The sequence below is a fragment of the Pseudomonas sp. MT92 genome (genome assembly GCF_058792515.1).
The window spans coordinates 80,756-99,740 of record NZ_JBXAFA010000001.1 but is presented as its reverse complement, the minus strand read 5'-3'; the positions used below and the strand labels follow the sequence as shown (position 1 = coordinate 99,740).

Genomic DNA, 18,985 nt, shown 5'->3' with positions numbered 1-18,985 from the left:
GTGTAACGCAATGTGTCCGTCCGGCCAGCATTTGCCTAAACAAAAAACAGCGAGGAAAAATCCATGCTCGAAGTCATTAACGACTTCCTCTCAGGGAAAGTACTGATCGTGCTCATTGTCGGGCTCGGTAGCTATTTCACGATCCGCTCGCGTTTCGTTCAATTGCGTCACTTCTTCCACATGTTCGCCGTGTTCCGCGACAGCCTTAAAAGCAGCGCCGGGCAACTCAGCTCGTTCCAGGCCCTGATGCTCAGCCTTGCCGGCCGCGTCGGTGCAGGCAACATCGCCGGTGTCGGCATCGCCGTGACCCTTGGCGGACCAGGCGCGGTGTTCTGGATGTGGGTGACCGCGCTGGTCGGCATGTCCAGCAGCTTCTTTGAATGCTCCCTTGGCCAGCTCTACAAACGCGCCGATGCCGACGGCACCTACCGGGGCGGCCCGTCCTACTACATCCAGCATGGCCTGCAAAAACGCGGGCTCGGCATGCTCATGGCATTCCTGCTGCTGGTGACGTTCGGCTTCGCCTTCAACGGCCTCCAAGCCCACGCCGTGACCCACTCACTGAACAATGCCTTCGGTCTGGACACGACCTACACCGGCATCGGCCTGGCCGTGCTGCTGGGCCTGGTGTTCATTGGCGGAATCAAGCGCATCGCCAAGGTCGCCGACCTGCTGGTGCCGGTGAAAACCCTGGTGTACATCGGCGTGACCCTCTACGTGATCGTGCTGCAGTTCGATCACGTTCCAGCCATGCTGATGACCATCGTCAAAAGCGCCTTTGGTCTGGACCAGGCCTTCGGCGGCCTGATCGGCAGCGCCATCGTCATGGGCGTGAAGCGTGGCGTGTTCGCCAACGAAGCGGGGCTGGGCAGCGCGCCCAACGTGGCCGCAGTGGCTTCGGTCGAGCACCCGGTAGCGCAAGGTGTGGTGCAAGCCTTCAGCGTGTTCCTCGACACCTTCGTGATCTGCACCTGCACCGCGCTGCTGATCCTGCTCTCGGGCTTCTACACCCCGGGCTTCGAAGGCGATGGCATCGCCCTGACCCAAAACTCCCTGGCCGCCGTGGTCGGTGACTGGGGCCGGATGTTCATTTCCGTGGCGCTGGCGTTGTTCGTGTTCACCTCGATCCTCTACAACTACTACCTGGGCGAGAGCAACCTGCGATTCCTGATCGGCGAAAACCGCAAGGCGCTGATGGGCTACCGTGCGTTGGTGCTGGTATTGATCTTCTGGGGCGCCATCGAGAACCTCGGCACCGTGTTCGCCTTCGCCGACATCACCATGACCCTGCTCGCGTTCGTCAACCTGATCGCGCTGTTCCTGCTGTTCAAGGTCGGCATGCGCATCCTGCGTGACTACGACGACCAGCGCGCCGCCGGGATCAAGACGCCGGTGTTCGATTCCGCCAAGTTCCCGGACCTGGACCTGGATCGCCAGGCGTGGCCGGCCAATCCGCCAGCCGCCACCAAGGCCCAAGCCGAACCGCATGGCGTACCTGCAGCGCAACGCTGACGGGTAGATGACGGGCGCATACTCCGCGCCCGTCAGTTAAAGTTCGAAAAACTGTGGAAGCGAGCAAGCTCACTTCCACAGGCACTCTTCCTTCCGGAGACTCCCCATGAATTCCTCGAACTACCCTGCCGCCCAGCACGTCATGGTGCTCTACACCGGCGGCACCATCGGCATGCAAGCCAGCGCCCATGGTCTGGCCCCGGCCTCCGGTTTCGAAGCGCGCATGCGCGAGTACCTGCACAGCCAACCGGAACTGGTCGTGCCGCCGTGGCGCTTTCGCGAGATGTCGCCGCTGATCGACAGCGCCAACATGACCCCGGCCTACTGGCAGCAACTGCGTGAAGCCGTGGTCGATGCCGTTGACGTGCAAGGCTGCGACAGTGTGCTGATCTTGCATGGCACCGACACCCTGGCCTACAGCGCGGCAGCGATGAGCTTCCAGTTGCTCGGCCTGCAAGCCCGCGTGTGCTTCACCGGCTCCATGCTGCCGGCCGGCGTCACTGATAGCGATGCCTGGGAAAACCTCAGCGGTGCGCTGGTTGCGTTGGGCCAAGGCCTGGCTCCGGGCGTGCACCTGTACTTCCACGGCGAACTGCTGGCACCGACCCGCTGCGCGAAAGTACGCAGTTTCGGCCGCCATCCCTTCAAGCGCCTGGAACGTCAGGGCGGCGGCGTGAAAGCGCCTTCGATTGCGCCGCAGTTGAACTACAACCAACCCAGGCAACTGGCGAACGTCGCGGTACTGCCACTGTTCCCCGGCATCGGCGCCGAGGTACTGGACGGCTTGCTCGCCAGCGGCATTCAAGGCCTGGTGCTGGAGTGCTATGGCAGTGGAACCGGGCCCAGCGACAATCCGGGGTTCCTCGCCAGCCTGGGGCGAGCGCGGGACAAAGGCGTGGTGGTGGTGGCGGTTACGCAGTGCCATGAAGGTGGCGTCGAGCTGGATGTATATGAGGCCGGCAGTCGCTTGCGCGGGGTCGGCGTGTTGTCCGGCGGCGGCATGACCCGTGAAGCGGCATTCGGCAAATTACACGGCTTGTTGGGGGCGGGGCTGGAAACGAGCGAAGTCCGACAACTTGTAGAACTCGACCTCTGTGGCGAGCTGGTCTGAGGCAAACAGGGCCGGTTGCAACTTAGCAAGCCTTCCTGTCCGTCGCCGTCAGGAAGGCTTGCCCTGTCACTTCAGTCTATTGATGGAAAAACACCTGCCTGGCCGTCGTTCGGCTAATGTCGCCACGCCATATGCTGGTCACTGCGTGGCCAGCCGCCTGTTGATCCTTCTGAAAATTCAGGCCCAGTCGGCGCTGCGCGACCGTTTTCAAATGCGCCTTGGCAAAGGAATCTGGAGCAGCCTCTTTTGTCGGGTAGTGAAAATGGGCATACCACAGCACATTGTTGTCGGTATCGCGGATCTCGTATTCCTGCAAAAAATCAGTGCCTTTACCCCCAGAGCTGTCGGTTCGCCCGCCGACCTTGCGGATGCTTATCTCTTCTGCCTCCAACAGATACTCCACCGCCCCCGCGGTCGGGTTGCGCGACTTGTACATTTCAATGCGTGTTTGCTGTGCCAGCTTCCGAAGGCGCGTGGCTGTATTCCTCAATTGAACGACGACTGGCTCTAATGACACTTCACCCGCCGACCAGGTCAACGCCTCGATGTTGTTGGCGGCAGCGTCAAACGGGTCAGCCTGGTTCATGATGAGACTTTCTATATCGGCCGGCGGACGATCGGATTTGGCCATGCGCCTGGCCTCAGCCACCTGCCTGTCGTATCCGGCCAATAGATCTCGCGCATTTTTCTCCAGTTTTCCAAGCTTCCTTGTGGCCCGAACACTAAGCGGCATGCCTCCCAGCAGCCGTAGGCGGAAATCGAAACTCCAGCGACCCTGCTCATCGCTTTTCAACCAGGGGCCCCTGCGCGACGCGCTCTTCGGATCGGTGATCACAACCCCATCCAATGTAGGCGACACCCGAAACCAGTCATCTTCGACGCAGGCATACAAGTTGCCGCCTTGCTTATATAGCCCGCGAAACTCGCCGGATTTGACCAACGAATCTCCGCGCAGCGGCGCCGAGAGCCTGAAAGACTTGAGATTGGCCAGCTGTGGAGCTGATAACTGGCCTCGCGCACTGTTCCAGCCAAAAGAAAGCTTCGGCTCTCCCCCGAAAGGGCCGACAGGCCGCCTGTCAATTTTATTGTCGAGCAGGATGCGCAGATCGAGCGCGGTTTCGCCGACAACGCCAGACGCTTCGGTGCGCGCAATCGCAGGCACGGGCGAACCCGAGTGCACCAGTATCAAGGCCAGGTTCATCAACACATCTGCCGCTGCTTCCAATCGATGCTCGGCATTTTCGCGTTGAACAAGCCCTTCAATGCTTTTGGTGAGTTGGACCAAAAGGCCGATAGTAGCCAATGGGCCGTCCAACAATGGTTGTAACAGGTTGAACAATACCCACCCGAAGTCCTTGAGTTGATCCCAGCGGGCCTCTGAGTTCGATACGGAATCACCTTTGGCCTGCTCGATCAGTGCCTGGGCGCAAGCCCGGTACAGCGCGCTGAACACGTCCACTGAGACCGCGCTGGCGAGCGAGACGCGTTGCGACTGGAGCACGTCGAACTCACCGAGAATGACCCGTCCGACATGGGGCTCCACGAAGCCGCCGTTGGCATAAATGTGGCGAATCGAGGGTGCCAGCCCGGCAAGCACGCTGCGCTGCAATGACTCATCCTCCTGAATGGCGCTCAACAAATCTGCCCACGAGACAAACTCGAGCATTGGTTCGTCCGAAGCAGGTCGGTAGAGAATGTGTGGCCCGCGTCCAAGCTCCTGCGGGCCGATCACAAACATGTTCAAGACGTAGTCCGTTCTGGAGCCGGCTCCAGCCTGGAATCCCAGCGGTCGGACCACCATGGCATGTCCCTCGACCTGACGATCGACCGCGGCCGTTTGCAGGGCGGCGACAACCTGTCGATAAGCCGGATCGGACAAGCGCTTGCGGATTTTCAGTTCCAGTGCCAACAACGGCAGTTGAATGCTCATGCTTGCGCGAAATTGTTTTCGTCGCTTTTGGGACTCATCGGAGTCGCCCAGCAATTTGCGCTGCAACAGGTCGGGATAACGCTGGCCGATGTCGGCGCGAGTGGTCAGGTCCCTCAAATAGTCATAGGTCAGCCACGCCGGTGGTTCGCCGTTGCGATAATGGATCTGCGATGGAACCAGAGGCAACGCGCCGATATTTTTCACGGCCAGTTGCGAAAATGCCGAGCGGGTTGTCTGGTAGCGAGGCTCGGGAAATGGCGGATCAATGATTTCGAACGCCGTGTTCTCCAACCGCCGCTGCGTCACCTCGATATCGCGCACATTGATAAGCTTTCGGGTCGGATCGTCTGCGACCATCAGCGCCTTCAATGCCTGCTCGGCATACTCATGAATGGGCGCGATGTCCGACAGGAATGAAGTACCGGTTCGACTCTGGTCCGCCAGCGAGGCCAGCAATTTGCTGTAAGCAACGCGATCCGCCGGACTGGCTTGCTTCAGCCATGATGGCAACAAGTCTTCCAGGGTCGACAACCGGGTTTCATGACCTGAACGAAAGGCACCCAGTAACGTCGAGGGACTACTGACCTGCTCCAGCCGTCGTTCGAGCGTCGGCAAGTCGGCGAACACTTCGGGCTTGATCGCCGCAATAACCTGCAGCTGACGCTCGAGAAGACTCAGGGTCAGCGCGTCGAAAATGTCATGTTCAGGCCTGTAGTTTCTTAGCGACAGGGGTCCCGCACGGCGCACACCAAACCAGGATCGCGTCATGGCTTCCTCGGAGCTGAATACTTCGATTCCGCCGGACAATGTGAACAGTAGTGCAATGGTTCGCCCGCCCACATTGCGGGTCATCGACAGGACCAGCACATCATCCGCGGTGGCGGTGCTGACGTCCTCATACACGAATGTCACGGCAGCCTGGGTCGCCGCATCGCCCTGGACCCTTTCGCGCTGGGTGTTATCGGGGTAATCAAGCACGCCCTGGACCGCCAGCCGTGCTTCACCGGCAAGTGCTTGGGAGGCTATCCGCAGTTGCTCTCGGAACAGATCGCGCAGTCGTTGCCAGAGAGCGGCGTCGTTCCCGCTCGATTGGCTCCAGAAGTCGACCAGCTCTTGTTGATAGCGCTGCAGCAACTGCGGCCCCCATTCATCGAGCACCTCGCTGATTTCGCTCAATTCAACGTTAATGGCTGGAGGCGTTTCTACGTTGGAGTAGCGTGAGAGAAAGCTCTTGTCACTGAAAACCCTGCAACTGCCCTTCCAGTAACTTTCGAGCAACAGATCCGTCAGTCCGTAGCTTAGATAACCCGCGAAGCTTGACCCTCCAGGGGTTTCATTCCACCGAGGTTCGAGTACGGCAGCGCTTGCAACCTTGATATCGAGACTGGGAAACAGGTCATCCAGGACTTGTTGCAAGGTCCTTCGGGCCGTTTCTCGCAAGGTGGGGCGATCGGCAAACAGGTGCAAAACGCTCAAGGCCTGTGAAGCCACCTCAGCATCCGGCCGCAGGGGACGCAGCAGGCGGGTATCGGTTGAGGTCGTGTCTGAAGAGGTCATGATTAAAGTCCATCCTTGGGTACATGAAATGTCGTCACGACAGCCAACGCTCGGGCGTGTGACCGTCATGACCAAGGTAATAACCTTGCAGACACGGGATGGCGGTATCCACGTATAGCTTCTGTAACCGTTGGCTTCACCGGGCGTGCCGCCCCCCATGACTCCGGGCCCGGCACACAACTTGCTCCCATTCCAGCAAATCAAGACTGGAAGTCGCCATGCTCCACTCTCATCTCACGACCCTCAATGCCGTCTCGCTGATCCTCAACACCTTCAAGGCTGAAGGCTTGTCCAGTGAGGCGCTATTGGCCGGCAGCGGCATCAGTGCGGCGGATCTGAACCGCGCCGACACGCGCATCACCACCAATCAAGAGATGCAAGTCTGTGCCAACGCTGTCGCACTCAAGCGTGACATCGGCCTGGAATTGGGCCGGCGGATGCACGTGTCCTGCTACGGCATTCTCGGTTATGCACTGCTCACCAGTGCCACCTTCGGTGACGCTTTGCGTCTGGCGATGCGTTATCCGGCGCTGCTGGGAACACTTTTCGAACTGAGCCTGGAGGAAGATGGCGAGCGTGTCTGGTTCGTCGCGGCCGACTATCGCGAGAGCCCGGCGATGGCGGTGTTCAACGCCGAGTTCTGCCTGGTCTCGCTGAAGGTCATCTGCGACGACCTGCTCGGTCATCCGCTGCCACTGCTCGCCGCTCGCTTCGAACATGCCGCACCCGACTACGAAGCGACCTATGCCGAACATTTCAACTGCCCGCTGCATTTCGGGGCACGGGACAACGCTTTCGCCTTCGACAAGCACTGGCTCGATCAACCCTTGCCCTTGGCCGATGTGATTACCCATCAAGCCATGGCCGAACGTTGCCGCAAGCAGAATACCGAGTTCACCGGACGCCAGGCGTGGCTGGGACGAATCCGCCAATTGCTGAGTGCGCAACTGAATGCGGCGCCTGGGCTGGAGGGCCTGGCGGAGCAGATGAACTGTTCGGCGAGAACCCTGCGTCGGCATCTCAAGGACCTGGGCTGCAGCTATCAGGAATTGCTCGATGAATTGCGCTTCGAACAGGCCAAGCAAATGCTGTGCGAGGATCAGTTGCCGATCTATCAGATTGCCGAGGCCCTGGGTTTCAGCGAGACCGCGAGCTTTCGCCATGCCTTCGTGCGCTGGAGTGGTGTAGCGCCAAGCCAGTTCCGCCCACATGGATAACCCTGGGGGCGCGGGCAAGCCCGCTTCCCCAGCGTCTGAATTCCACGCGCCATGCCAGGTCGTGGCGCATTAAAAAGGGGCGAATTTCGGTCAGATTTTTTGGCCATATCGATCCCCTTTTGGCCTTTCCTGCCGTTTTCCAAAATCGTCCATGCCGCAAGACTGTGTTCAACCGAATCAGCCTGCGGAGAACAAGAAATGCTGACGATCTACTCGAACGATCACCATCTGCACCACGGCCGTTGTGAATTGATAGATGGGCAACTCAAGCCCTGCTTCGAAATGCCTTCGCGCGCCGACCACGTGTTGGCCCGCGTGCAAAACCAGAACCTCGGCCCGGTAGAAGCGCCCAAGGATTTCGGCCTCGGCCCCATCGAGCGCATACACAGCCGCGACTACCTCGACTTTTTCAAAGGCGCCTGGGCGCGCTGGACCGAATTCAACACCGACGGCGACCTGCTGCCCTACACCTGGCCGGCCCGCACCCTGCGCCAAATCAAACCGACCAGCCTGCACGGCCAGCTCGGTTACTACAGCTTCGACGGCGGTGCGCCGATCACTGCCGGAACCTGGCAGGCCGCGTACAGCGCAGCGCAAGTGGCATTGACCGCCCAGGCGGAAATCCAGGCTGGCGCGCGCAGTGCCTTTGCCTTGTGCCGTCCACCAGGACACCACGCCGCCGGCGACTTGATGGGGGGTTATTGCTACCTCAACAACGCAGCCATCGCCGCCCAGGCCTTCCTCGACCAGGGTCACAAAAAGGTCGCGATCCTCGACGTGGACTACCACCACGGCAACGGCACCCAGTCGATTTTCTATGAACGCAGCGACGTGCTGTTCACCTCGATCCACGGCCACCCGGAAGCCGAGTTCCCGTTCTTCCTCGGTTATGAAGATGAGTTGGGTGAAGGCGCCGGTGAGGGCTTCAATTTCAACTACCCGTTGCCCGCCGGCAGCGGCTGGGACACCTGGAGCGCGGCGCTGGAACAAGCCTGCAAAGAGATCGAAAGCTACGGCGCGGACATCATTGTCGTGTCCCTGGGCGTTGATACGTTCAAGGACGATCCGATCTCGCAATTCAAGCTCGACAGCCCGGATTACCTGGCCATGGGCAAGCGCATCGCTGGCCTTGGCAAACCAACGCTGTTCGTGATGGAAGGCGGTTACGCGGTCGAGGAAATCGGCATCAACGCGGTGAACGTCCTTGAAGGTTTTGAAAGCGCTCAGTGAGGAATTAAAACAATGAAAAGGCTCAAGCGTTTTATCGTGCCGGCCCTGAGTGCCCTGGTGCTCAGTGGCGCCGTGCACGCCGAAGAACGAACGTTGCGCGTCTACAACTGGTTCGACTACATCACCCCCAAAGCCCTGGAAGATTTCAAGGCGCAGAACACCCTGACCAAACTGGTCTATGACATCTTCGACACCAACGAAGCCCTTGAAGCCAAGCTGCTGACCGGCAACTCCGGCTACGACGTGGTGGTGCCGTCCAACGTGTTTCTCGCCAAGCAGATCGAGGCTGGCGTGTTCCAGCCGCTGGACCGCAGCAAACTGCCGAACTGGAACCACCTCGATCCCAAGCTGATGAAGCTGATCGAAGCCAACGACCCGGGCAACAAATTCGCGGTGCCTTACATGTACGGCACCATCCTGATCGGCTTCAACCCGGCCAAGGTCAAGGCAGTACTGGGTGATAACGCGCCGGTCGACAGCTGGGACCTGATCTTCAAGGAAGAGAACATCAGCAAGCTCAAGCAGTGCGGCGTCGCCCTGCTCGACTCGCCGTCGGAGATACTGCCCCTGGCCCTGCAACACCTCGGCCTGGACCCCAACAGCAAAAAGCCTGCGGACTACGACAAGGCTGAAGCGCTGCTGATGAAGATTCGCCCGTATATCACCTACTTCCACTCATCGAAGTACATGGCTGATATCGCCAACGGTGACATCTGCGTCGCCGTGGGCTATTCCGGCAGTTTTTCCCAGGCCGCCAACCGCGCCAAGGAAGCCAAGAATGGTGTCGTCGTCGACATGCGGCTGCCAAAAGAAGGCGCGCCGATCTGGTTCGACATGCTCGCCATTCCGAAGGGTGCGAAGAACCCGGAAGACGCCTACACCTTCATCAACTACCTGCTGCAACCGCAGGTGATTGCGCCGGTCAGCGACTTCGTCGGCTACCCGAATCCGAACAAGGACGCCACCGAGCTGGTCGACCCGGCGATCCGCAATAACCCGAACCTGTACCCGACCGAAACGGCGATGGGCACGCTCTATACCCTGCAACCGCTGCCTCGCGATGCCGAACGTGCGCGGACCCGGGCCTGGACCAAAATCAAGTCAGGCACCTGACCCGAATCGCTTCAACCGCTTCCCCGGACCCGCGCATGCGCGGGTCTTTTTTTGCCCGCGATATTTATTTACCGCCATCGCCCATCGGCCCGTCACTACCTTGCAACGCTTCGCGCACCAAATGTTCTGCGGTGCCCGCTAACCACACAATGGATGTGACCATGACCGACGCCACCAGCCCTCCCGTTTTACCCGGCCTTTCCTCCGACCAGAATGCCCTGCTCACCCAATTGGTCACCGGCCCCTCGATCAGGGAAGTCGCCACCCACGCGCTGCAGCCTGCCCTGAAAGCGCTGTACCCGAATCTACATATCGATCCGCGCCTGGCCATGGTGGTGATGCCAACCTGGGCCTATCACAATGGGCGCGTCGAACCCGGGCCACGGCACTTCAAATCGCTGACCGACACGCTGGTGCACCATGGTGTAGCGGGCACGCCAGTGATCTACCTCGACGGTGAACACTACCTCACGCTGCAGCCTCAGGAGCAGACGCCAGTACAACTGCCCGTCAGCATTGAGTTCATCGGGCGCTTGCTCAATGAGCTGGCGCCGTTGCTGTTTGTCGCGTTTCAAGAACAGCAGGTCGATTACTGGAACCAGTACACCCGCGCATCGACTCCGCGCTGGCAGGCGCTGTCCAAATCCTTGCGCGATCTATGGAACATCAAGGCCAACCCGAACTGGGACAGCGACCAACACGCCATGGCCGGCAAACTGTTCGCCTACCCGGAAAAAAGCGCACGCCGTTCCAATGACCCCTATCAGTCACGCGCCTGCCTGATCGACCTGGACGCCATGAGCGGTGCTGCCTCGACGCACGTCAACATCCTTGACATGGCAGTCCTGGTCGGAACCCTGGGCACTCGAACCCTGGTGATCACTCACACCATCCCCCGTGGCTTCCAGACGTTCGACTCCCTGGAGGAACTGGGCGCGTCGTTGCTGACGGACGTCGATGGGCAAGCACCGGGCAACGTCCTGCATTGGCGCCTGATCGAACCCCAGGGCAATTATTTCGACCGCCTGGCGTGCAACCTCATCGCCCTGCAAGCCGACGCCATCGGTGCGCTGGCCAACGAACCCGCTGCAAGCAATCCAGACTTGGCGCCCCACGTCAGCCGCACCACCCGTGAGCTGGACCCGACGGACAAGCAGTCATCCTCGCGATTCAATCAGGTCGAGCAGTCGCTGCCTGACTGGATGGCCGATGCTTCTCCCACTGATCTCACCGCCTACAGTCGGCATCTGATGGACCTGGTGACCGTGCGTAATCAGAACGCCGGGAAGTCCTTTCAGGACGGGCTCAAGCCGATCCGCCAATTTGCGCTGGATCAACTGCGCGAGGCCATGCTCAAAGATCATGCCGATGCGGCAGGACTGAACCTGGCGGACATCGAGATCGTGGTCGACAGCGTGGTGGTCTGGGGCAGCTTTGTGCCGTTGGTGGAGCCCGAGCGCACGACACTGAGCCTGGTCGACCAGGCACTGCAAAACCTGATTGCCCTGCCCCAGGGCAACAAATCCGTGCGCAGTTCCAGCGCCGCCGCGCTGCCGCAATGGATGACGGTGAGCTATCTGGAGGCGCTGATCACTCGCATCGACATCGGCCAGAACTACCCGGCGCTGATCAAAAGCAAGCTGCTCGTCGATCCCGTTGACAGCCTGCGACGGCAGAATCTGTTCACCAGTCATTTGCGCGTCGAGTTGCCGCTGCTGGCCTTGCAGCTGAAGATTCGCAGGCAGAACGGCATCGATGAAACCGGTTATCGCTATGTCGCCGCCGTGGTCCAGGTACTTGACGCCAATCGCTGGGTGGATGGCCAGGAAATCGTGATTCGCCCACTGGCCTTCACGCCTGGCTGGCGCGTCGGGGGCGCCACCGATGAAGTGACCAACATGTTCGTGATCGGCCCCCGGCAGATGGACAAGGGACCATGCCTGCTTTACCGGCCAATGCTTGAGCAACCGTTGAGCCAGTACCCGACGCCGGCCAACCTGATCTACGCCATCAAACACTCGCCGATGTTGCGCCAATCGGTACTCGCCTGGCTGCCGGACGACGCCCGCGCCAACTACGCCAACTATGCGTTCACCGGCGACCGACCTTCGGTCTGGAGCATTTCCCAACAGCTGGCCGACCCGTTGACCTCCCTGCAAATGAGCGGCCCGGTCACCCTTGGCCAGCGGGTCCTCAGCGGCGTTTACCTGGCCACCTTGTACAAGGCCAACGTCAATGCGCTGGTTGAAATGGCACAACGGCAATCGTTGTCCAATGCGCAATATCGCTGGGAGACTTTCAAACGCGTAGCCTGGACGCTGCTCAATGCCGCACTGCCCTTTCTCGGTCGCACCGTCGGGACGGCCGCGTGGATCTGGCAAGTGCTGGATGACTTGCAGCAAACCCTCGACACTGCCGACAGTGGCGATCAGCAACAGACATCCGCCATGACCGATCTGTTGCTGACCCTGGCCATGGTGCTTGCCCATCACGCCAGTACGCGTAATTCGCCTGTGCGCAGAGCCCAGGAAAAGCCGATAGCAACAGCGATCGAGCCCCCGGAAAAACCGGCCCCGCAACCTGTGTCCGTCGTGCAGTTGCCCGACATTCCCAGCGAACACCCTCCCGCACAACATCGCCAGTCCGTGGCGACCGATACGGCCCTGGACCTTGCCAGAACCCTGGACCGCTTCAATATCACGCCACCCGAAGAGCTATCAGCGCCCGTCAACGACAGCGACCTGTATCGTCACCTCTATCGAAAGGGCAACGCCTGTTACGCACCGGTGGGCGAGCGCTGGTTCGAGGTCGCGGTCGAGGACACGGGCGACGTGTCGATCATCGACTCACGGGAGCAGCCTGTGCGCAGCGGTCCGGCACTGATCCGCAACAACCGCGGCGAATGGTTCGTCGACACGCGCCTGCGCTTGCGGGGCGGCGGACTGTCGAGCCAACGCAAGGCACTGAAGCAACAAAACCGTGCACGCATCACTGAACTCAAGAGGCAATTGGCCGAGTTTAGCGACGGACGCGAACAGGCACGCAAGGAGCTGACGGACGCCCACAAGGCCATGAAAAATTCGGTCGGCGACGAGGCTCTGCTGACCGCGCAAACGCAATTCCTCGAAAAGCTCGAGCAACGCACCCAAGACTACGCCGCTCCCATCGAACAGATGAAATCCCTGAACCTGCTGGAAACAGTGCCCAACTACCGGGCATCCATGATCGAGATGCTCGGCACTCAGCTGTTCTTCAACCAGACGTGGCTTGACCAACGCAGTCCGACGTTCGCTCAAACCCTGAGGGAAACCCTGGCGCTGCTGGAAGCTGAAGAAACGGCAGGGGGTGCCGGCGATCGCGCCACCTACCAGAAAATGACCGACCTGACCGAGGGCATGATCGGCAAAATCGAGTTTGCACAATCGCAGTTCCAGGCGTTGAGTCGACTCGGCAGAAGTGCTGCCGAGGTGGCCAGCACCTATCGGGCAAAATTGCCTGCTTTCAGCCTTAACGATCTCAAGGCACTCCAGGTTTCGCTGGCTCGCGACGTCTGTGTGAAAGAAGGAAACAGTGCTGGGTTGACTGATGCTCGAAGAGCATTCGAACGCCTGCTCGATACCACCAACCTGGTTATCCAGACGTCGCAGGAGTTGATGCTCAAAGACAGTACATGGGCTGAGGGCGACCGCATCGAAGGCCTCAACGGGATGCTCGAACAGTTTGCCGCCATCGACCAATCCTTCGAAGACTTCAGCCTCAGCCACAAGGAAGCGGTTCTGGAGCAACCGTTCAAACACGTACATAAACGGATCAGCGAATTCCAGCAAGAGACCGAAGCCTATCTGGCGCAACTGCTGCGCGAACAACTGCCGGTGGAGCCCCGTCCCGGCCCTTCAAGGCCCGCACCGGCATCGCGTAAACGGGTCGTCAAAACGCGCTTCAAGGGCACGGTCGTTGGCGAAGTTCGTCCCTCGGCATCGGGACAACCGGTCCTGCTGGATGTGAAATCGCCCATGACCGGCAAAGTGATCGCCACCTTCCACGAGAAGACACCAGGCGTGTGGGTCGAGCGCGTGCAACCCAAGCGGCATCCGACCCTCCAGGTGCCCGACCTCCAGATGCAAATTGCTCAAGGCCAGACGTTGCTCGAGAGCGTGGAAACCTTCATTCGGCAAACCGAAGCGAGCGCCAAAAAGCCTGGCCGTATACCGGTGGAAATCGAGGAGTTGTTCCAGCACAAAGCCGAGCAACTCGACAAAAGCGCCAGGACACTGGAACAGACCCCGACCGGTTCGAATACCACGACCTCCACGACAGCGCTGGTGACGCAATTGAGCGCAGCGCGCGATCGACTCTATGCCGAGGGCTACCGAATCAGGGTCGAGATGATCAAGCAACAGCCGCCCACGGCCGCTCGCGTCGAATGGCTATCGGGCAAAAATGAAATCGATATCGTGCCGAATGGTGAACGGCGTCGACTCAAAGGCCCGCGCAAGGATTACCTGCAGGAATACGAGATTCGCGAGGCAGGCACCGGGCAACCGTTGTGGTACGCCCACTTCCACTATGCCGGCCCCGATAGCCCCGCCGAAGCGTTTACTGCCGCCCACCTGAAACTGCGTAACCAACGACTGATGGCCGGGGCATTCGATCTGAATTCGGCTTCCAGCAGCCAGCTGATCGCCATCTATCGCAGCGAAATCAGCCCGCCGCTGGCCAATTCACTGTTCTTTTCAAAAGCCTCGAACGTCAAAAAGGAAGTTGGCGATGACTGAACACCCGGAAGATACCGAAACTCCCGCACTGCTAAAAAAAAGCCAAGTGATTCACCAGACCAGCAGAGGCCCCACGGTCGATGAGGTCGCCGCCCTGCTACTGCGCCAAGCGCTGAAGGCGCGGTATCCCGAGCGCGATATCGACCCCGACCAAACCATGATCGGCACGCCTCAATGGCAAATCCTGGACGGCGTGCTCGAGGCGAGGCCCACACAGTTTGAATCGTTGACCCAGACGTTGATAAACCTCTTCGCTACCTCAACAAGCGCCAACTATCTCGAAGGCGAGCACTTCCTGACATTGAATCCCTTGGCCACGCCTGTCGTGCATCTGGATATCGATATCGAAGCCATCGCCGAGTTGCTCAATGACTATTCACCCCTGCTCCTGGTTGCCTATGGCGAACAGCAACTGGCCTATTGGAACCTCAAGGGGCAGCTGGCACCGCACTGGCTGGAGCTGTCCGCAGCCTTGCGCAAAGCCCTCAATGTTCAAAGAGTCAACGGTTGGGATAAGGATCAGTGTCGGGTGGCTCGCGCCATCTCGCGTCACCCTGATAAACAGTCGCGCCTGGCTCATGACCCGACGTTTTCGACTATTCAGGTCAGCCTCGTCGACTGTGACACCCTCGACGCACAAGGCATCACCCGACACCATACACTGGCGGGAGCCGCGGTGATTACAGGGCGCTATGAAGAGCGCGATCTGGTCATGATGTACACCGTGGGATATGGCTACGAAACCTTCAATTCACTGGAACAGTTAGGTGCTTCGTTGCCGGCCCGCCTCGATAAGCTGCCGCCCGGACAAAATTTGCAATGGCAACTGTTTGAACCGGAGGGCAATATTTTCGACCACATGGCCTGGGCCCTGATCGCCAACCAACTCGATTCCATTGCCGCGATTACAGCTCAAGGCCTTGCCGCCGAACTGGATACCCCTTTGGCTTCGGCTCCTCAGGTAGAAAACGCCAATATCCAGGAGCAAAACGCGCTCGTCGAGCTGGCCGACGCAATACCCGACTGGCTCTTTGGTGCTTCGGTGACGGACCTGGATCACTACAGCCAATCGATCAATGCGCTGGGCAAGCTGTACAGGCAGACTGACAAACAACTGTTCCGGATTCCGCCCATGACCACCTTCGCCCAGCAGCGCATGCGCGAAGCGATCGTGGCTGACAAACCATCCGCAACCGGACTGCCGCTCGATAGCCTCGAGATCACCATCACCAACAGCTTCGAGTCAGGTGGTTTGACGCTGCCCAACCCGCTCGATGTTCATACCGAAACGCTCGGCGAATACGCCGTTCAAAACTCCGCGCCGTATCAGGCAACGCTTCGATTCAACCCGCCGCAAACGGTCCCCGAATGGCTGGATGAAGGCTACCTGACGAAGATCGCGAGCAAGGTCGATATTGGCGAGGCGTATCCGCGCCTGATCAAGGACAAATTGATTGACGATCCGGTGCAGGCACCCTTGCAGGAGCACTTCTACATCAGCCAGTTGCGCGCTTTGCTGCCGCTGATTGCGCTGGAGTGCAAGATCCGGCGCATTGGCGGCGTAGACGAATTGGGGTGTCGCTATGTGCGCGAATGGCTCAAGCCGACGCCTGGTCACGCTCAACCGGTGGTCATTCGTCCCCTGACCTTCATCCGGGCCGGGGAAACCGCCGGCGACACCGTTGCCAATATGTTCATCATCGCTGCGCGCCAGCCAGAGAAGGGTCCTTGCCTGCTCTATCGCCCGCTGTTCGAACAACCGTTGCTGCAATTCCCGTCAGCGCAAAACCTGCTGTACGCCTTGCACCAGCCAGGCGAGTTGAGGGACTCGGTGCTGGCGTGGCTGCCCGATTCCACCCTCGCTTTCAAATACGCCCAATACACGTTCCCCATCGGCTTTCCCAACCCGTGGCTGAGCGTACAACTGCTCTCCGAGCCCTGGACATCCTCGGGTTGGGCCGGTCCCGTCGAACTTTCTTCAACGGAACTGAGCGGCGATGTATTCCCCACCCTGTTCAAGAACCATGCCCTGGCCATGGCCGAACTCGCCGACCGCCAATCGTTATCCAATGCACAACGACGCTGGGCCCTGCTTCGGGACAGCGGTTGGGCGCTGTTCAACATTGCCTCGAATTTTCTCAGTGGCCCGGCAGGGGCTGCGGTTTGGGTCTGGCAAAGCATCAGCGAAATCGAGCAAGTTCTGGACGCGCACAATCGCGGTGATGCTCATGCTCAATGGAGCGCCATCGCCGATATGCTTCTGAACCTGGGCATGCTCCTGGCGCAACATGCCGCCACTCGACGCCGGGCCAGGCTTAAGGCAGGGCCACGGGACGAGCACGACAGGCAGCTCAAGGTCGGCGTCACGCCATCGACAGCACTTGCCAAGCCCACCGTGACGTTAATGACGACACCTTTGACCGGCGAACTTGCGTCCAGCCATTACTCGTCACTTGAGCCTGGCGGCTCAGTGCCCCATCGCTCAGGCACGGCATTGGCGCTGTATCTGGAGGGCCTGAAAGTGCCGACTGTCGATCTCACGACTCCGTCGCTGGAAACCCTCTCGCACGATACCGCGCCCTTGTATCGCCTGGACGGCAACACCTACGCACAGGTTGGCGAGCGCTGGTTCCGTGTCGTGGAAAACGACAACGAGCAGGTGCAAATCGTCGATCCGCAGACCCCCTCGAAAACCGGCCCGCTGTTGATTCATAACACGCAAGGACAGTGGTTTGTCGACACCCGATTGCGCTTGCGCGGGGGCGCCGGGGGCACCAGTCTGCAAAGCCAGCTCAAAGCACAACGCAAAGCCAAGGAGCAGCAGAAGAAACGACTGGGCGTCGCGCTGGAGACTTTCAAAGGCCAGGAGGTCGCCAACAATGCCGAGTTGAAGGAGGCCTATACAGAAATGCTGGGTGCAACCGGGCTCGCGCATGAGCAGGCGACACAGCGTTACCTCGCTCGACTGGAAAAGCTGATCGATGAATACGATCAGGCATTGAAAAATCTCGAGCAATGGCGTCTCACAGGAGGAACCGAAGGCTATCTCAACAATCTAGAGCGCATGACCATCGTGCTGCAAAAGAACATCTGCCTGTGGCTCGTATTCAAGCGCAACGACTACGCCAAACTCACCGAAATGCTGGCGCAAGACACGGTCATCGACTCCAACGCTTTATTGCAGACACATGTTCAGGGAGTCAGGCAGGCGTTGGCATTGAGCCAGGAGATCATCGCCCGCCTGCAGCTTTCCCAGGCATCGCTTGAGAACCTGGAGGCGGCTGGTCACGCGGGCATGACCACCGCGCAAAGCCTGCGAGAGCTGCTTCCCGCTTTTAATCAGTGGGACTTGAAGTCCAACGAAATCGGCATGTCCCACGAGTTGTGCGTGCGCGGTACCGCCTCCGCGAACGACGAGCCGGCGCGTGAAGCGGTCGGCTCGTTGATTATCGAGGCCGCAACCGCCACCCACCAGCATGCCGCCTTGATCAGAACGCAGGACAGCGGTGAAGCCATCGCACATCGCATCGACACTCTGAGCCGGCTGATCGATGTCTACGCCGATGTGAATCAGCGTCTTGAAGACCTGCCCGGCGAATACCCCGACAAGGTGGAAGCGTCCGAGCTTAAACGGGTCAGCGCATTGATCGGCGAGTTCAAGCAACTGGCCCAGAAGCAACTGAATACGCTACTGCCCGAGGTTAGACAAAACGATCCACCGGTGATGCCCAAACCCGCTGTTGCCGGTCCCTCCCGCCCTATTGGCAAAGTCACCAAGACTCGACCACGTGACTCTGCGCCCGCCAAGGCTTCCACAGCGGACGAACTGCCCCTGAGGGAAGTACTTCCCACCAGGCCGGCCCCCGGTCTACAGCCCGTGCTGGATGACGTCGACACGGTCGACGATGCCTTGACCCTGAATGAGGACGTACAGGCGTTCATTGATCGAACCCGCAAAGATGCCTTCAAGCCCAATCGTATTCCAGCGGACATGCAGGATCTTTTCGATCATCAGGCTCAACGACTGGAGCAGGCAGCGATCAATGTCGAGCAGGCACTGGAGCGCATACGCGCATCGGGCGGAGCGCGGCTTCCTGTGGGCAACCTGAGCGGCGAACTCAAGAGTGCAGCCGTCCGGTTACGTGCTCAGGGCGTCAGTATCCGCGCCAGCCTGCTCAAGGATCGGCATCCCCGACAGGCGTATTTGCAGTGGCTGCTGGATAACAACCAGGTGCGCATCGTCAAGAACGGCCAAGGCCGGATCAGGACCAAAAAACGCCGGGACTACTTTCAGGAGTACCAGGTGCTGGACATCGCCGGCCACGACAAGCCGCTGTGGCTCGCGCATTTTCACTATGCGTCCGTGGATGCGCCGCTGGAGCAATACACCGCCGCACACCTGAAAATCGCCGAACCGCACCTGCAGCAATTCTCGGCCGAACGGCGCCAGGCACTGACCACTCTGACGCCACTGGACTACGTGCTGCGGCGCATCAGCGATCCGTCCCCGTTCTTCAAACTCGAGACGCAACCTTGACGT

At 59.8% G+C, this 18,985-nt stretch carries 8 protein-coding genes; 7 read left to right on the top strand and 1 reads right to left on the bottom strand.

Annotation, left to right across the window (positions count from 1 at the left end; translation table 11 throughout):
• Window positions 1-63 precede the first annotated feature (63 nt).
• Together AC1Q6D_RS00445 and AC1Q6D_RS00440 are read left to right on the top strand one after the other, a co-directional pair.
• Window positions 64-1,512, top strand: a complete 1,449-nt coding sequence (locus AC1Q6D_RS00445) for an alanine/glycine:cation symporter family protein (protein ID WP_047535227.1) — start codon at window positions 64-66, stop codon at window positions 1,510-1,512.
• Between the two features lie 106 nt (window positions 1,513-1,618).
• Window positions 1,619-2,623 carry an asparaginase gene (locus tag AC1Q6D_RS00440; RefSeq protein ID WP_103402964.1) on the top strand — a complete coding sequence of 335 codons (1,005 nt, stop codon included), beginning with the start codon at window positions 1,619-1,621 and terminating at the stop codon, window positions 2,621-2,623.
• A gap of 76 nt (window positions 2,624-2,699) precedes the next feature.
• On the opposite strand, the gene AC1Q6D_RS00435 is transcribed toward AC1Q6D_RS00440, so the two are convergent.
• Window positions 2,700-6,110, bottom strand: coding sequence for a dermonecrotic toxin domain-containing protein (locus AC1Q6D_RS00435; protein ID WP_103402965.1), 3,411 nt, complete (start codon window positions 6,108-6,110; stop codon window positions 2,700-2,702).
• Between the two features lie 218 nt (window positions 6,111-6,328).
• Here AC1Q6D_RS00435 and AC1Q6D_RS00430 point away from each other — a divergent pair, with 218 nt between their 5' ends.
• The 5 genes from AC1Q6D_RS00430 (at window position 6,329) to AC1Q6D_RS00410 (ending at window position 18,982) form a co-directional block, all read left to right on the top strand.
• Window positions 6,329-7,327, top strand: a complete 999-nt coding sequence (locus tag AC1Q6D_RS00430) for an AraC family transcriptional regulator (protein ID WP_047535230.1) — start codon at window positions 6,329-6,331, stop codon at window positions 7,325-7,327.
• A 198-nt stretch (window positions 7,328-7,525) separates the two neighbouring features.
• Window positions 7,526-8,557 carry a histone deacetylase family protein gene (locus AC1Q6D_RS00425; protein ID WP_103402966.1) on the top strand — a complete coding sequence of 344 codons (1,032 nt, stop codon included), beginning with the start codon at window positions 7,526-7,528 and terminating at the stop codon, window positions 8,555-8,557.
• 12 nt (window positions 8,558-8,569) lie between these two features.
• Entirely contained in the window at window positions 8,570-9,670 is a 1,101-nt protein-coding gene (locus AC1Q6D_RS00420) for a polyamine ABC transporter substrate-binding protein (RefSeq protein WP_103402967.1), read from the top strand.
• A gap of 161 nt (window positions 9,671-9,831) precedes the next feature.
• Complete coding sequence (locus AC1Q6D_RS00415; protein WP_103402968.1) at window positions 9,832-14,445, top strand: dermonecrotic toxin domain-containing protein; 4,614 nt, start codon at window positions 9,832-9,834, stop codon at window positions 14,443-14,445.
• Window positions 14,438-18,982, top strand: coding sequence for a dermonecrotic toxin domain-containing protein (locus tag AC1Q6D_RS00410; RefSeq protein WP_103402969.1), 4,545 nt, complete (start codon window positions 14,438-14,440; stop codon window positions 18,980-18,982). Before AC1Q6D_RS00415 ends, AC1Q6D_RS00410 begins: the two co-directional genes overlap by 8 nt.
• The last annotated feature ends 3 nt before the right edge of the window (window positions 18,983-18,985 follow it).

Coding starts and splice junctions, on each gene's coding strand:
- AC1Q6D_RS00445 (WP_047535227.1), top strand. CDS start 64: ATGCTCGAAGTCATTAACGACTTCCTCTCAGGGAAAGTACTGATCGTG.
- AC1Q6D_RS00440 (WP_103402964.1), top strand. CDS start 1,619: ATGAATTCCTCGAACTACCCTGCCGCCCAGCACGTCATGGTGCTCTAC.
- AC1Q6D_RS00435 (WP_103402965.1), bottom strand. CDS start 6,110: ATGACCTCTTCAGACACGACCTCAACCGATACCCGCCTGCTGCGTCCC.
- AC1Q6D_RS00430 (WP_047535230.1), top strand. CDS start 6,329: ATGCTCCACTCTCATCTCACGACCCTCAATGCCGTCTCGCTGATCCTC.
- AC1Q6D_RS00425 (WP_103402966.1), top strand. CDS start 7,526: ATGCTGACGATCTACTCGAACGATCACCATCTGCACCACGGCCGTTGT.
- AC1Q6D_RS00420 (WP_103402967.1), top strand. CDS start 8,570: ATGAAAAGGCTCAAGCGTTTTATCGTGCCGGCCCTGAGTGCCCTGGTG.
- AC1Q6D_RS00415 (WP_103402968.1), top strand. CDS start 9,832: ATGACCGACGCCACCAGCCCTCCCGTTTTACCCGGCCTTTCCTCCGAC.
- AC1Q6D_RS00410 (WP_103402969.1), top strand. CDS start 14,438: ATGACTGAACACCCGGAAGATACCGAAACTCCCGCACTGCTAAAAAAA.